Source organism: Ruegeria sp. BB10 (genome assembly GCF_056535725.1).
In genome coordinates, this window is record NZ_JBQFIW010000001.1 from 250,741 (window position 1) to 265,509 (window position 14,769).

Here is a 14,769-nt window from a genome sequence, read left to right on the forward strand (position 1 = left end):
TGGCAAGGTAACTGTCGGTACGTTTGACTTTGAGGCCAAAGCTGCTAGATGAGACGTCTTACCAGATACAAACACGCGCGGGCCGAAAGCCATGCGCGCGCGATCCCGGAGAGAGGAGCCCACTTGTGGGTCTGGGATCGCGCTTTTGTAATGGCGTTTCTGGCATGGACTTCCCCTGCAATCGCTCAATCCGAAAACCTGTTGCCTGTCCCCTCTGGTCAGCCGGTGCATCTGAGTGATGTGCTGCTGGACAACAACCCGGGCGAGCTGTGGGTCAGGTTCCGTTTTATCGCGCCTAAGATCGGATCGGACGTTGGACGGATCGGGTATGATGTGGCCTCGGTGGACATGGAACATCTGTGCCAAACCCTTGCGGTGGCCTATGTCGCGAAATACGAGCTTGATCCGGCGCGGGTCGTAATCTCCTTGTCTGATCGACCCCTTGAATTCGGGCGATCTTCACCTGACGCAACTCAGTTCTTTGAAGCCTACCGGTTGGAGCAATCCCAATGTATCTGGGAGGGGCTCTGACCATGAAACCCCGTTTTCACCACGTCCGAGCGTTCCTAGACACCAAAGCGACTTTGGAGGTGCGCGAAATGATCCCGTCTGCACTCGGGTGCAAGTTTGTTTCCCGGAATATATCGAACAACGAGGTGCTGGCATGCTGAAGCACCGCGGATTTCCCGGACGTCTGGCCGGAACTGATTTTCAGTTCACCATTCGCCGCGCCAATCCCAAGGGCGTAACCCCGATTGCCCGGCGCGAGCGGTTCCGTGACCGCAAACCCGCCGATCGCCGTGCGGATGCGGCGTTTATGGAAGCGCTGTGGCAGAATTTCGGAGACCAGCCGTTCGAGCGCGGCAACCTGGACGCCGGTCGCCTAAGTTGGTTGTTCGAGCGTGAGGTGATCGCGGCCGAAGATCCGTTCGATCCGGCCAGCTATGATGCGCTGCTGGTGATTGATGTGGACGCGGCGCGCATGTCGTTCCCAGATATCTTCGACGGGATACGCTGATCCGTGCAACCCGCTGTCGCGCATATCCATTCGGGGGAAACTTCGGAAAAAACCCTGCCCAGGATCGGGCAGGGTGGATTTGTGTGCCTAGAAATTCAGCTGGGCCGCGAATTGAACACGGTCCGAGTCAAATGTCCGGCCTGTAGACGCGTCGTTGCGTTCGCCAAAGAAATATTCGGCGCTGAACGTCAGGTCGTCGGTTGCCTTGTAGAAGGCATTGACGTGGATTGTCTCAAGCTCGGTAAAAGCCAGAGTTCCGGTCGAGGTGGGCAGGTCGTAATCTTCTTCGCCATAGGCAATGCCGACATTCCACTTTTCGCTAATTTGCTGCCGGAGTTCGACGGTAAAGCCGTCAACGTCGTTGGCCTCGCCACCGACGATGGCGTCCCCGAAGCCGATCAGATATGGGCCAAGCGCTTCGCCGTCGACGTAGTTGACCTGAAACAGACCACCTTCCCAGGGACGGATACCAGCCGACAGAGTAAAGCCGGTTTGATCAACTTCGACATCACCGGATTGTGCCCTGCCGTACAAGGCCGAGGCTCGGGCGATGTATTTCCCGTCATTATATTCCGCCGACGCCGTCAGAACCGGATCATCGGAATTCGAAGCGCCGACATTTTCTTCAACCGAAAGGGCAAAGGTTGCGTTGCCGCCAATCTTATTCGTAAAGCGTACCTGAGGGACACGCGCGAAGGGGATACCAACGGGGCCGTTGAATTCCACAGAGGTCGGGTAGGTATCCAGCGGCTGGAAGTTGGTCCAGTACTGACCGATCAACCAGTGGTCACCGATTGTGATGTTGGCGTGTCTCAGACGCAATTCGGCCGGACCGTCCGTACCGCCGGAGAAAAGATCCAGTTCCAGTTGACCACCGATATCGCCCAACGCACTTGGCGTCGTCGTGCGCAATCCGACCCGAGATTGGCGAACCGTGGCGCCAAAGGTTCCATCCGTGGCAAATTGGGGCTCACCAATCCGCGACGTATCGGCCAAATCGCCAAGTTCAAAATCCGTATCGTAGAAAAAGTCGGCCTTGACGTAGCCATAGAGATCCAAGGTGGTGTTTCCGATCCTCAGGTCTCCGTCTCCGCCCCCAGAGCCGGTATTTGCGGTCTCCAGCGCCTCGACGCGGGCGCGCAGCGCATCCAGTTCGGCCTGGGTTCCGGCATCTTGAGCGAGCGCGAGCGTGCCCGTGACGCTAAGCGCAGAGGCAGCAAGCAAGATTGCCTTTTTTCTATTTGTAATCATGCAGTTGATTCCTTGTGTGCGAGTGTGCCCACGCAAAGTTTCACGCAAACGTCATTGGGGGAAATCACGAGAACGGCAAAGAAAGCGCCGTTTTCCTCAAGCAAAATTGTGCAAAGAGCCGGTATTTTTCACAGTAAGGTGAACAGATCGGTTAACCATACGTTCACAAAGACTTTTTCACGCGGAATCCGCGAACTGAAACGTGATGTTGCACGTGCAGAAAATTGCCTCGGAAGCGCGACTTGTAACGGAAGTGTGACTGATTCAGAGGATGGCGTTTTCCAGTCGGGACGACCCGGTGTCGGCACGATTTTGCGCGGGAATTCGCCTTATGGGCGAATTCTGGCCGGAAATTTGGGTGGAAACAATACTTTGTTTGCGGCCTCATTTGTGCCGTGCAATGTGATCGGGCCGTGCGGCTCTACTTTGCCTGCGCCGCACAAGCACCTACTATTCCGTACCCCTTCCTTCCGCGGGCAGGTTTGTGAAACCCACAAAATCCTGCCCGCGTTTTTCTTTGCGCACAATGCAGGCTTAATGCGGCATAAATCTGCGCAAAACATCCATTTCCAGCGCTTGTTATTGAATAACAGCGCTTGGTTCCGGCATCTGCGCCCCAATGCATCAAGAAAGCTAAAGGGGCAAAACACATGCGAATCTCAAAATTCTTCCTGGCCGTTGCGACCTGCGCGGGCCTTGCTGCCTGCGGCGACTCATTCGGTGAACAGGCGTTGCTTGGCGGCGGCGCAGGGGCACTGGGTTCGGCGGTCATCGGAGCGGATCCGTTTGTCGGCGCAGCAGTCGGGGCTGCGGGCAACGTGCTGTACTGCAAAACACAGAAGAACTGTTACTAACCAAGAATTCGGGGCGCCCGCCGCTCCGGTTGCCATTGCGCATCACGCCGTCGCAGGGTTTACGCCCTGCGGCGGCGTTTTGCGTTTCCAGAACATCAAGACAAAGGACGTTCCATGTTCAACAAGATCCTGATCGCCAACCGGGGTGAGATCGCCTGCCGGGTCATCAAGACTGCACGCAAGATGGGTATCGGCACAGTTGCCATATACTCGGACGCGGACAGACAAGCGTTGCATGTATCGATGGCGGATGAGGCCGTACACATCGGCCCGCCGCCCGCGAACCAGTCCTATATTGTGATCGACAAGGTGATGGATGCCATCCGCCAGAGCGGGGCGCAGGCGGTGCATCCGGGTTACGGTTTTCTGTCTGAAAACGCCAAATTCGCCGAGGCATTGGATGTCGAAGGCGTGGCTTTTGTGGGTCCCCCGGTTGGTGCGATTGAAAGCATGGGTGACAAGATCACCTCGAAGAAAATCGCGCAGGATGCGGGTGTTTCGACTGTTCCCGGTTATATGGGCCTGATCGAAGACGCCGATGAGGCGGTGAAGATTTCGAACGAAATCGGTTATCCGGTCATGATCAAGGCCAGCGCCGGTGGCGGCGGTAAAGGCATGCGGATCGCGTGGAACGACGAAGAAGCGCGCGAAGGGTTCCAGTCCTCCAAGAACGAGGCCGCGAATTCGTTTGGCGATGACCGGATTTTCATCGAGAAATTCGTGACCCAGCCGCGCCATATCGAAATTCAGGTGCTGTGCGACAGCCACGGCAACGGGATTTATCTGGGCGAGCGTGAATGTTCGATCCAGCGCCGGAACCAGAAAGTCGTGGAAGAAGCCCCGTCGCCCTTCCTTGACCCCGAAACCCGCAAGGCGATGGGCGAACAAGCTGTCGCTCTGGCCAAGGCTGTGAACTACGCCAGCGCGGGTACGGTGGAATTCATCGTGGATGGCGACAAGAACTTCTACTTCCTTGAAATGAACACACGCCTGCAGGTGGAACACCCAGTGACCGAGTTGATCACCGGCGTCGACCTGGTCGAACAGATGATCCGCGTTGCTGCGGGTGAGCCTCTGTCCATCACGCAGGACGACGTGACCCTGACCGGCTGGGCCATCGAAAACCGTCTGTATGCGGAGGACCCGTATCGCAACTTCCTGCCGTCGATTGGCCGTTTGACCCGCTATCGCCCGCCGCAGGAAACCGCTGCTGGTCCAATGTTGGTCAACGGCAAGTGGCAGGGTGACGCGCCCAATGGTGAGGCCGCCGTGCGCAACGATACCGGCGTCTATGAAGGCGGCGAGATCAGCATGTATTACGACCCGATGATCGCTAAGCTGTGTACCTGGGCCCCGACCCGTGAAGCCGCGATTGAGGCGATGCGTGTAGCGCTGGACAGTTTCGAGGTCGAAGGCATCGGTCACAACCTGCCGTTCCTGTCCGCTGTGATGGATCACCCGAAATTCGTCAGCGGCGATATGACAACGGCCTTCATCGCCGAAGAATATCCCGACGGGTTTGAAGGTGTAACCTTGCCCGAGGCCGACTTGCGTCGCATCGCGGCCTCATGCGCGGCGATGCATCGTGTTGCTGAGATTCGCCGCACCCGTGTTTCGGGCCGCATGGATAATCACGAGCGTAAGGTCGGAACCGATTGGACCGTTACCCTGCAAGGTCAGGATTTCGAACTTGCCATCGAGGCGGATCATGACGGGTCAACGGTTACGTTCACTGACGGTGCGGTGATGCGTGTTGCATCAGATTGGACACCGGGCGATCAGCTTGCGTTGCTAGATGTAGACGGCGCTCCGCTTGTTCTGAAGGTCGGCAAAATCTCTGGCGGCTTCCGTATTCGCAATCGAGGTGCTGACCTGAAAGTTCATGTCCGTACACCGCGTCAGGCAGAACTGGCCAAACTGATGCCCGAGAAGTTGCCACCTGATACCTCGAAAATGCTGCTCTGCCCGATGCCCGGACTGATCGTGAAGATCGACGTCGAAATAGGTCAGGAGGTTCAGGAAGGTCAGGCGCTTTGTACGGTCGAGGCAATGAAGATGGAAAATATCCTGCGCGCCGAGAAGAAAGGTGTGGTCGCCAAGATCAACGCAGGCCCCGGCGACAGTCTGGCCGTGGACGACGTGATCATCGAGTTCGAGTGATCATGTTCGCGCGATCGTCATATATCCATACGGTCCCGGCGTTTTGCGCCGGGTGCTTTGGGCGTGGCGAATGCGTTCAGCCGCCCTGGCGCCGCTCGCGAATCTCGCGTTCGCGCAGGGGGGTTTTGTCGATGGACCGGCCGATTTCACGCACGCTCCATGGGGACGGTTTGCGCAGTTTGACCACGCCGTCCTTGTCGACGAATACCATTTGGAACCCGCGAGGCCGCAGCTGCGACCGGATCGGAGACCGCGCCGAAGGGTCGGTGTCGGTCAGCACGACCACATCACGGTCGCGCATCGCTGCCTCGCCTTCGGTCAGCATATCGATCTGTTGCTGGAACCGCGGGTCGGCTGGCGTGTCGGCAAAAACGACGATGGGCCGTTTGACCCAAAGAAACTCACTGAGATCGCTGTCACCAGTAGGGCGAACAAATTCGTCTTCCACCGGTGCGGACCCGTCGGCAGCCAAGGCGGCCAGCGGGAATAGTGCCGAGAAAACAAGGGCAAGCGTTCGTATCATGGGGCCTCCTGTTGAATTGAATATAGCCCCTGCGTCGGTGAATGCGACCGGCGAATTGCATCAAAGGTTCAAAATTTTGCGTAAAGCGCTGTCTGAACCAACCCGTCCGAACACCACAACGCGCAGGCCAGGCCCCAGCGCGACCCGAATTGAAAAAAGGATATCGCTATGACCGATACGAAAGACTGGCGCGCGCTAGCCGAAAAAGAGCTGCGCGGGCGTCCGTTGGAGGACCTGACGAAAGAGACGTTGGAAGGCATCGACGTCAAACCGCTCTATACGCAGGAGGACACTGCAAATCTTCCGCATATGGGATCGTTGCCCGGTTTCGGTCCGTTTACGCGCGGGGTGAAGGCGACGATGTATGCGGGGCGGCCGTGGACAATTCGCCAGTATGCCGGGTTTTCGACGGCCGAGGAATCGAACGCTTTTTACCGCCGCAATCTGGCTGCGGGCCAACAGGGCGTCTCGGTTGCTTTCGATCTGGCGACGCATCGGGGCTATGACAGTGACCACCCGCGCGTGGTTGGTGATGTCGGCAAGGCTGGTGTGGCCATCGACAGCGTTGAAGATATGAAAATCCTGTTCGATGGCATCCCGTTGGACAAGGTCTCGGTTTCGATGACGATGAACGGTGCGGTGATCCCCATCCTTGCCAGCTTTATCGTGGCGGGCGAAGAGCAGGGGCACGACAAATCCGTCCTGTCGGGCACCATTCAGAACGACATTCTGAAAGAGTTCATGGTGCGCAACACATATATTTATCCGCCCGATCCTTCGATGAAGATCATCTCGGATATTATTGAATTCACGTCGAATGAGATGCCCAAATTCAATTCGATCTCGATCTCCGGCTATCACATGCAGGAAGCCGGTGCGAACTTGGTGCAGGAGCTGGCCTATACTTTGGCGGACGGGCGTGAATACGTACGCGCCGCAACGCAGGCCGGGATGGACGTGGACAAATTCGCTGGACGCTTGTCATTTTTCTTTGCCATAGGCATGAACTTCTTCATGGAGATTGCCAAACTGCGTGCCGCACGCACCTTGTGGCACCGGGTTATGACCGAGTTCGGAGCAAAATCCGAGCGGTCGAAGATGCTGCGCACCCACTGCCAGACTTCTGGTGTGTCGCTTCAAGAGCAGGACCCTTACAACAACGTGATTCGCACCGCCTATGAGGCGATGAGTGCGGTTCTGGGCGGTACCCAATCGCTGCATACCAACGCGCTGGACGAGGCGATTGCGCTGCCCACCGATTTCTCGGCACGTATCGCGCGGAATACTCAGTTGGTACTGCAGGAAGAAACCGGCGTGACCGATGTGGTCGATCCGCTTGCCGGGTCGTACTACATCGAAAGCCTGACCAATGAACTGGTCGAAAAGGCCTGGGCGTTGATGGAAGAAGTCGAGGAAATGGGCGGCATGACAAAGGCCGTGGCCTCGGGCATGCCGAAACTGCGGATCGAAGAAAGCGCCGCCCGTCGTCAGGCAATGATCGACCGGGGTGACGAGGTTATCGTCGGGGTCAACAAATACCGCAAGGAACAGGAAGATCCGATCGACATCCTGGACGTCGACAATGTCGCCGTGCGTGAGGCTCAGGTGGCACGTCTGGAACGCATTCGCGCCACCCGCGACGAAGCTGCGTGCCAACAATCGCTGGACGCACTGACCAAGACTGCCCGCGAGGGTGGCAACCTGCTGGCTGCTGCGGTCGAGGCCGCCCGCGCCCGCGCATCCGTAGGAGAGATCAGCATGGCAATGGAGAAAGAATTCGGCCGCCACCGCGCCGAGGTGAAGACTTTGGCCGGTGTCTACGGCGCGGCTTACGAAGGTGATGAGGGCTTTGCTGCGATCCAGAAATCCATTGAGGAGTTCGCCGAAGCCGAAGGCCGTCGCCCCCGTTTGCTGGTGGTCAAGATGGGGCAGGACGGGCATGACAGGGGTGCCAAAGTCATCGCCACAGCCTTTGCCGATATCGGGTTTGACGTGGACGTTGGCCCGTTGTTCCAAACACCTGCCGAAGCTGCGCAAGACGCAGTTGATAACGATGTGCATGTGGTTGGCATTTCCTCGCAGGCCGCGGGGCACAAGACACTGGCGCCGCAACTGGTTGAGGAACTCAAGAAAGCCGGGGCAGAGGACATCATTGTGATCTGTGGCGGCGTGATCCCGCAGCAGGATTATCAGTTCCTTTTTGACCATGGCGTAAAGGCGATCTTTGGTCCGGGAACCAATATCCCCGAGGCCGCGCAGGATATCCTGCGTCTGATCCGAGAAGCAAAAGGCTGAGGCCAGCCAAGATTTTTCGCCGAAAAATCTTGTGATTCACCGCCGTTGGCGAAAACATGCGACCAGACCCATCAGGATCTGGTCGTTTTTTGTTGGAGGCAGCGCAGGTGTTACTGGATCATTTGGCCGTTGCGGGCGAGACATTGGAAGAAGCCTCGGCCCATATCGAACAGGCATTGGGAGTGCCATTGCAGGCGGGCGGTAAACATGATGCTTTCGGCACGCACAACCGTTTACTGGGTTTGCGGGAAGAGCTCTATCTCGAGGCCATCGCGATTGATCCGCAGGCACCAAAACTAAAGCGCACACGGTGGTTCGATCTGGATCGATTTTCTGGCCAGCCGCGCCTAACAAACTGGATATGCCGGGTCTCAGATATCCAGGCCGCGCTGTCCATGTTCCCAGATGGCGTAGGCCAACCAATTGACCTGACCCGAGGTGCGCTGAGGTGGCAAATGGCGGTCCCGCCCAACGGGCGGCTGCCATTCGACAATCTGTTTCCTGCGCTCATTCAATGGTACGGCGATCTACACCCGGCGCGTATGTTGCAAGACAGTGGATGCCGCCTGAGACGTTTGGTGGTTTTTCATCCTGACGCTTTGGATCTGGCGCGGTTGCTGGGTAATCTGGAAACCGTGGTGTTCGATACCGGTCCGGCCGCCTTGCGGGCCGAGTTCGAAACCCCGCATGGCCCCCGCGTGCTGGAATGAAAATACGGCGCGCAATGGTCGCGGACGCGGCCTCAATCGCGGAAATCACCAACACGATCATCCGCGATACGCTTGTGACCTTCACCACGGATGAGCGCAGCGTCGAAAGCATCGCCAAGGATATTGTTTCTCGTGGGGACGGCTATTGGGTTGCGGGAAAAGGCAAGCAAGTTGTGGGTTTTGCCACCTACGGCCCATACCGCTCTGGGCCAGGTTACACGCAGTGCCGCGAGCTTACGATCCAATTGGCCCCTGATGCGCGGGGGCAGGGGGTTGGGAGGGCATTGATGGCGGCGCTTGAGACCGCCGCCCGGGTGGAAGGTGTGCATGTGCTGGTGGCCGGGATCTCCTCGGCGAATCCTGGGGCGGTCGCATTCCACGCGGCGCTGGGGTTTAAGCAAGTGGGGCACATGCCAGAGGTTGGATTCAAATGGGGCAAACGGTTGGATCTTGTGCTGATGCAGAAAATTATTTCCTCTGACCCACCTGTCGTACCTGACAGTCGCGATTTCGGACGCTAGGGTGCGCCCATGTCGATCTGGACCCGCATATCCGATGCGCTAAGTGCGCTTGCCCAGGGTGAAAGCCTTACGGACGTATTTGAAAAACTGCGCACGCCGCCGGAACGCTCGGTTGCGTTTGCAATTGCCGTGATCGCGCTGGGTGCGAAGATGGCAAAGGCTGACGGGCAGGTGACGCGGGATGAGGTCACCGCCTTTCGCGATGTCTTCCAGATTGCCCGCGATGATGAGGCCGGTGCCGCACGTGTTTTCGACATGGCCCGGACGGACGTTGCCGGTTATCAGGACTATGCCCGCAAGATTGCCCGTATGTTTGCCGATGACAGCACTACGCTGTGCGACCTGATGGAGGGGCTGTTTCACATCGCCATGGCCGACGGGTTCTATCACCCGAACGAGAACGAATTTCTGGAACAGGTCAGCCGCATTTTCGGTCAGACCGACGCGCAGTTCATGGCCTTGCGCGCGCGGTTTGTGCCTGACGCACCCAATGACCCTTATACCGTGTTGGGAGTGCCGCACGACATGCCGCTGCCTGAAATCCGCAAGATTTGGCGGCAACTTGTTCGTGATACCCATCCCGACGCGATGATGGCCCGCGGTGTGCCCGAAGAAGCCATCCGTCTGGCCGAGAAAAAGATGATCGACATCAACCGCGCCTGGGACGAGATCAACGGCGCACGGGCGTAGGCGAATGCGGTTGGCGACCTACAACATCGAATGGTTCGCCAACCTGTTTGACCGCAATGATAATTTGGTCGTCAATGACCGGTGGTCCGGTCGTCACAACGTCACCAAAGCGCAGCAGGTCGAGGCCATCGCCAAGGTTCTGACGGCAATTGACGCGGATGCAGTTTTGATTGTCGAAGCCCCCAATTCCGGGAAATCGCAGGACACCATCCGTGCTTTGCAGAATTTTGCCGAGGCGTTTGATCTGCGCACCTCACACGCGGTGATGGGGTTTCCCAACGATACCCATCAAGAACTGGCGCTGCTTTACGATCCGAATGTGCTGCAAGCGCGGCACGACCCGGTTGCGGGCAACGATGCGGCCCCCAGGTTCGACGACGTGTTCCATATCGACCTCGATATCGATGCGACCGAGGATCTTGTGCGTTTTTCCAAACCCCCGATGGAACTGGCGGTGCAGATCCGATCCGGCGCGCAGCTTCGCCTGATCGGGGCGCATCTGAAATCCAAGGCCCCGCACGGGGCGGGATCGCGGGATGAGGCGATCCGCATCTCGATCGCGAATCGCCGCAAGCAACTGGCGCAGGCCGTGTGGCTGTCTCGGCGTGTCAAAGCGCATGTCGAGGCCGAGGAACAGGTCATCCTGCTGGGCGATTTGAACGATGGGCCGGGGCTGGATGAGTTTGAACACCTGTTTGGCCGATCCTCGGTCGAAATTCTGCTGCAGGCCGGATTGTTTGACCCGCATGCCGCGGGGACGGACGCAGAGCCGTCAACCGCCCGGTTTGCCCGCGAGGGTGGGCGGTATCTTGAGGCGCTGCTGGACTACATCATGGTCAGTGAAAACTTGCGTGCCAAACGTCCGGCGTGGCGTATCTGGCACCCTTTCAAAGACGCAGGCCTTCGTGCGTCAGAGGACTTGCATCAGGCCTTGTTGACCGCGTCCGACCACTTCCCCGTTACTCTGGATATCGCGTTGTGACCTTTTATCGACGGAAGGCTCTGCTTATATTCTTTGACATGAAACATCTCATTGCGATCTGCGCGTTATCGGTCGCGCTGGCCTTGCCCGCACAGGCCGAGGAAGATACCGGCAAATCCTTGATGGAGCAGGGGGCCGAGCTGTTTTTTGAAGGTTTGCGCAAGGAAATGGAACCCGCGCTGGAAGACTTGCAGGGGCTGGTCAGCCAATTTGGCCCGGCAATGCAGTCATTCTTTGAAGAGATGGGCCCAGCCCTGGCCGAACTGGCGGGTGAGATCGAGGACTGGAGCGCCTATGAAGCGCCTGAGATATTGCCCAATGGGGATATCATCATCCGCAAAAAGCCTGAGGATCAACCAGAAGAGCCCGAGCAAATCGAAGAAGAAGCTGACGGAGCGACGGAAATCTAACCTCGGATAGTGACGTGAACCTCTGACTTTAGGGCATTCGCCAAGGAATTCAGGCGCGCTTCGGCCACCTCACTGAACAATGGCTCTGCGGCTTTGGGCAGCCGCAGTTCAAGCTGACGCTTTTTGGGATAGAATCGCAGCGTGCCCATTTTGACATCGTGGTGCATCCACAGCATGGCGCCAAAGCGCATGGCCTTGCCCAGAATTTCAGCCTGTTTCTGATCTTTCTCGTCCAGCAGTTTATAAAGTGGCTCGAACCGGTTGCCCTCGCGCTTGTTGCGATATCGGTGTTGCAGCGCAAGGCCGATAAAAACCCGTTCTGAATGTTTCAGCCCGCCAAGATTGGCGCGGGTGACATTGTCGAAACAGATCTCGGCTCGGTAATCAGGATGAGCGCGCCAGCTGACGTCATGCAGCAGGCAGGCTGCCTTGATCAGGCGCACGCGTGCCTCCGGAGCGGATTTGAACAACGGCATGACGAAATCAAAAAGGTGTTTGCCAAATCCGGGCAGACGGGCATCTTTGGCTTCGGAGAAGTAGCTGGCTTCGATCAGCGGGTCACGGTCGCGCAGGATTTGCGGCATTTGCTCGTACAGCAGCCCCTCGCGGATGCCATAGCTTGAGATCGCGATGTCCTTTGGTTTGAAAGTGCGGATCAGCCGCGCCAGAACGTCCATCGCATAGGGGATCAGCGCCATGCGGGAACTAGACACGCCCGCCTGACTGCGCAGCTGATCCGGATCACCTTTTTCGATGAACTTTATGGTCTCACGGACCTGCTTTGTGGTCATGCGGTATTCATGCAGCACGTTCAGCGGATAACCCCGGCGCAGCATGTCCAGACGTGCAAAGGCGCGCCAGCTGCCGCCCACCAAAAACAGGCGATCCCGCTGCGGCCCCAGCTGATCCCGCAGTTCTTCCATGGTGGCCTTGATATGGGCCTTGCGCGCGCGCCGCCCGCCCTTGATATCGCGTAGTTTCAATGGCCCCAGGGCCGAGGTCAGACGGCGCCCGACCTGACCGTCGCCAATCTCGGCCAGTTCCATGGATGAACCGCCAATGTCGCAGATCAGGCCATAAGCCCCGGGCCAGCCCAGCAACACACCCTGCGCGGACAAGCGCGCCTCTTCGCCGCCGTCTATGACCTGAACGGTCAAACCGGTTTCCGAATGAACCTGATTGCAAAAATCCGGTCCATCCTTGGCTTCGCGCACTGCAGCGGTTGCCACGACATGCAGGCCCGGTAGGTCCAGATCATTGGCCAATTGCTGAAACCGGCGCAAAGCGGACAGCGCACGCTTGCGCCCGCGCGGGTTAAGGAACCCGGATTCCGACAGGCCCGCACCCAGCTCGCACATTATCTTTTCATTGTAGAAATAAGCCGGGGATCGCGCGGCCCCGTCAAAGATTACCATCCGGACCGAGTTCGATCCAACGTCGACCACGCCCACCCGCGACAGGGCGCGGGCCTCGGGGTTGTCGAACAAGGGCTTGCCGAACGATCCCCAGTCCGGGATTTTGGCTTCTGCAATCTGATCCATGTCGTTTCCAGATATTCGGGTGGCAGAATGCGAAATCGCAGTGTGCGGGTCAATTGTCGGATGCGACATCTGTCATGTCCGCGTTTAGCACCCGGATCGCAAGAGCGCGGGTGATTTCCCGCTTTTCCGACAAGGCCAGATGATCCAACCGGGCTACGACCTCGGCTGCGGTCTTGAACCGCCGATCCATGTGCTTGACGAGATAGGCAATCACGTCTGGTCCGGGGTTCAGTTGGCGGTCGACAAACAGCTTGGCCAGAACGGCCCCCAAAAGGGCATCGTCCGGTGGGTCCAGCGCCACGTGATGCGCCCCTTCGATCCGGCTTTGCAGATCGGGCAGTGGCAGTTCCCACAGCTTTGGCGCCAACCGCCCGGTCATTAACAGCGCATGGCCTTCTGCCAACACCAGATTGTGCAGGTGAAATAGGGTTTTTTGCTGATCGAGGTCGCCTGCGACCATCGGAATATCTTCGACCGCTATCGGAGTGCTGGCCAAGGCGGGCACGTCTTCGTACCGCACATCACGGGCCTGAATGATCCGCCCGCCGGTTTCGGCAGCCCAGACATGGGCCAGATGCGTTTTGCCAGACCCGGCAGGGCCGCTGAGGACCAGCTTGTTACCGGGCCACGATGTCGCCGAGATCATCGCAACGGCCAGCGCATTGGCGGGCGAGACAAAAAAATCTTCGCGGCCCAGTGCGGTTTTGGCCGGTAGATCAAAGCTGAGTTGTTGGGCCATTTATTCGTCTTCCTGCTTCAACCCGTCGAGGCCGGTATACAGGCGGCTGTCCAGATAGATTGAGGTCAGGAACCGGGCGACCACGCCCAGCGCTGCGGCAACCGGAACAGCAACCAGCATACCCACAAAGCCGAACAGCGCGCCAAAGACGGACAGGGCCAGCAGCAGCCAGACAGGGTGCAACCCGACCGAGCTGCCAACCAGCTTGGGCGTCAGGAAATTGCCCTCGGTCACCTGTCCCAGCGCGAAGATGCCTGCCACCAGGCCGATATGAAGCCAATCGCCCCAGAACTGAAACAGCGCAAGGCCGATAGCCAACGTGCCGCCAATCAGGGCACCCAGATAGGGGATGAATGTCACGAGCCCCGCGATGAAGCCCACGATCAGGCCGAATTGCAGACCAACAATCATCAGCGCAACGGCGTAATAAGTGCCCAGGATCAGACAGACGGTTCCCATGCCGCGGACGAATGAGGCAAGAACATCGTCAATCTCACCCGCCAGCCGCTTGATCGTTGGGGCGTGGTCACGAGGTAGCAGCTCTCCTATGCGGGCTATCATACGATCCCAATCTAATAACAGATACACGGCGACCACCGGCACGATGACAAGCAGAACCACCACGTTGATGGCTGACCCCAGCGAAGCGGCGACGGATTGCAGAACGTCTCCAGTTTTGGATTGCAACGTCTCGCCCAGCGACACAAGGAATTGGTGAGAGCTGGATTCGGTATCCAGCAGGGATGGGAATTGTTTTTCGATGAAGCCGCGCAGTTCTTTAAGCAGACTGGGCATAACTTCGACCAGATCGATCAACTGGGTAATCAGCGCGGGCACCACCATCAGCACCATGAGCACAAATCCCAGAACGCCGACAATGGTGATGATCCCTGTCGCGGCCATTCGCGACAGCCCCAAGTTTTCCAACCGGTCTGCAATTGGATCAAGGAAGTAAGCGATTGCTCCGCCAATCACAAAGGGCAAAAGAACGTCGCCAAGTGCCCACAATAGAAGCACAAAAACTACAGCGGCTATGCCCCAGTACCTGAGCTGATCCTTCACCGGCAAAGCCATG

Annotated in this window: 15 protein-coding genes; 10 read left to right on the forward strand and 5 right to left on the reverse strand. The window is 58.0% G+C overall.

Going from position 1 to position 14,769, the window contains the following annotated elements:
• Positions 1-48: 48 nt before the first annotated feature.
• Complete coding sequence (locus ACR3EP_RS01265; protein WP_254429464.1) at positions 49-531, forward strand: DUF6497 family protein; 483 nt, start codon at positions 49-51, stop codon at positions 529-531.
• Between the two features lie 133 nt (positions 532-664).
• A complete protein-coding gene (locus ACR3EP_RS01270; RefSeq protein WP_170347980.1) occupies positions 665-1,018 on the forward strand; it encodes an alpha-amylase family protein in 354 nt (117 codons plus the stop codon).
• An 87-nt stretch (positions 1,019-1,105) separates the two neighbouring features.
• On the opposite strand, the gene ACR3EP_RS01275 is transcribed toward ACR3EP_RS01270, so the two are convergent.
• A complete protein-coding gene (locus tag ACR3EP_RS01275; protein ID WP_480635930.1) occupies positions 1,106-2,269 on the reverse strand; it encodes a DcaP family trimeric outer membrane transporter in 1,164 nt (387 codons plus the stop codon).
• Between the two features lie 650 nt (positions 2,270-2,919).
• Here ACR3EP_RS01275 and ACR3EP_RS01280 point away from each other — a divergent pair.
• Positions 2,920-3,123, forward strand: coding sequence for a hypothetical protein (locus ACR3EP_RS01280; protein ID WP_170347982.1), 204 nt, complete (start codon positions 2,920-2,922; stop codon positions 3,121-3,123).
• A gap of 114 nt (positions 3,124-3,237) precedes the next feature.
• Positions 3,238-5,283, forward strand: coding sequence for an acetyl-CoA carboxylase biotin carboxylase subunit (locus ACR3EP_RS01285; RefSeq protein WP_480635932.1), 2,046 nt, complete (start codon positions 3,238-3,240; stop codon positions 5,281-5,283).
• 76 nt (positions 5,284-5,359) lie between these two features.
• On the opposite strand, the gene ACR3EP_RS01290 is transcribed toward ACR3EP_RS01285, so the two are convergent.
• Positions 5,360-5,806, reverse strand: coding sequence for a DUF4174 domain-containing protein (locus tag ACR3EP_RS01290; protein ID WP_170347984.1), 447 nt, complete (start codon positions 5,804-5,806; stop codon positions 5,360-5,362).
• A gap of 168 nt (positions 5,807-5,974) precedes the next feature.
• On the opposite strand from ACR3EP_RS01290, the gene scpA reads away from it, so the two are divergent.
• From scpA to ACR3EP_RS01320, 6 genes are all read left to right on the forward strand, one after another.
• Positions 5,975-8,101 carry a methylmalonyl-CoA mutase gene (gene scpA / locus ACR3EP_RS01295; RefSeq protein ID WP_480635934.1) on the forward strand — a complete coding sequence of 709 codons (2,127 nt, stop codon included), beginning with the start codon at positions 5,975-5,977 and terminating at the stop codon, positions 8,099-8,101.
• Between the two features lie 107 nt (positions 8,102-8,208).
• Positions 8,209-8,811 (forward strand): VOC family protein, encoded by a 603-nt coding sequence (locus ACR3EP_RS01300; RefSeq protein ID WP_170548023.1) that lies wholly within the window; start codon positions 8,209-8,211, stop codon positions 8,809-8,811.
• Entirely contained in the window at positions 8,808-9,332 is a 525-nt protein-coding gene (locus ACR3EP_RS01305; protein WP_480635936.1) for an N-acetyltransferase family protein, read from the forward strand. Before ACR3EP_RS01300 ends, ACR3EP_RS01305 begins: the two co-directional genes overlap by 4 nt.
• Positions 9,333-9,341: 9 nt before the next feature.
• Positions 9,342-10,022 carry a TerB family tellurite resistance protein gene (locus ACR3EP_RS01310; RefSeq protein WP_425081031.1) on the forward strand — a complete coding sequence of 227 codons (681 nt, stop codon included), beginning with the start codon at positions 9,342-9,344 and terminating at the stop codon, positions 10,020-10,022.
• Between the two features lie 4 nt (positions 10,023-10,026).
• Entirely contained in the window at positions 10,027-11,004 is a 978-nt protein-coding gene (locus ACR3EP_RS01315; protein WP_170360350.1) for an endonuclease/exonuclease/phosphatase family protein, read from the forward strand.
• Positions 11,005-11,042: 38 nt separating this feature from the next.
• Positions 11,043-11,414, forward strand: a complete 372-nt coding sequence (locus ACR3EP_RS01320; RefSeq protein ID WP_170347990.1) for a hypothetical protein — start codon at positions 11,043-11,045, stop codon at positions 11,412-11,414.
• Here ACR3EP_RS01320 and ACR3EP_RS01325 read toward each other — a convergent pair.
• The 3 genes from ACR3EP_RS01325 to ACR3EP_RS01335 are packed head-to-tail and all read right to left on the reverse strand — an operon-like array spanning position 11,411 to position 14,768.
• The gene (locus tag ACR3EP_RS01325; RefSeq protein WP_170347991.1) at positions 11,411-12,955 is read right to left on the reverse strand and encodes a Ppx/GppA family phosphatase; all 1,545 of its coding nucleotides are present in this window, start codon (positions 12,953-12,955) and stop codon (positions 11,411-11,413) included. The genes ACR3EP_RS01320 and ACR3EP_RS01325 overlap by 4 nt on opposite strands.
• Before the next feature lie 49 nt (positions 12,956-13,004).
• The gene (locus ACR3EP_RS01330) at positions 13,005-13,694 is read right to left on the reverse strand and encodes an HdaA/DnaA family protein (protein ID WP_170374440.1); all 690 of its coding nucleotides are present in this window, start codon (positions 13,692-13,694) and stop codon (positions 13,005-13,007) included.
• A complete protein-coding gene (locus tag ACR3EP_RS01335) occupies positions 13,695-14,768 on the reverse strand; it encodes an AI-2E family transporter (RefSeq protein ID WP_170360345.1) in 1,074 nt (357 codons plus the stop codon).
• Position 14,769: the final 1 nt, after the last annotated feature.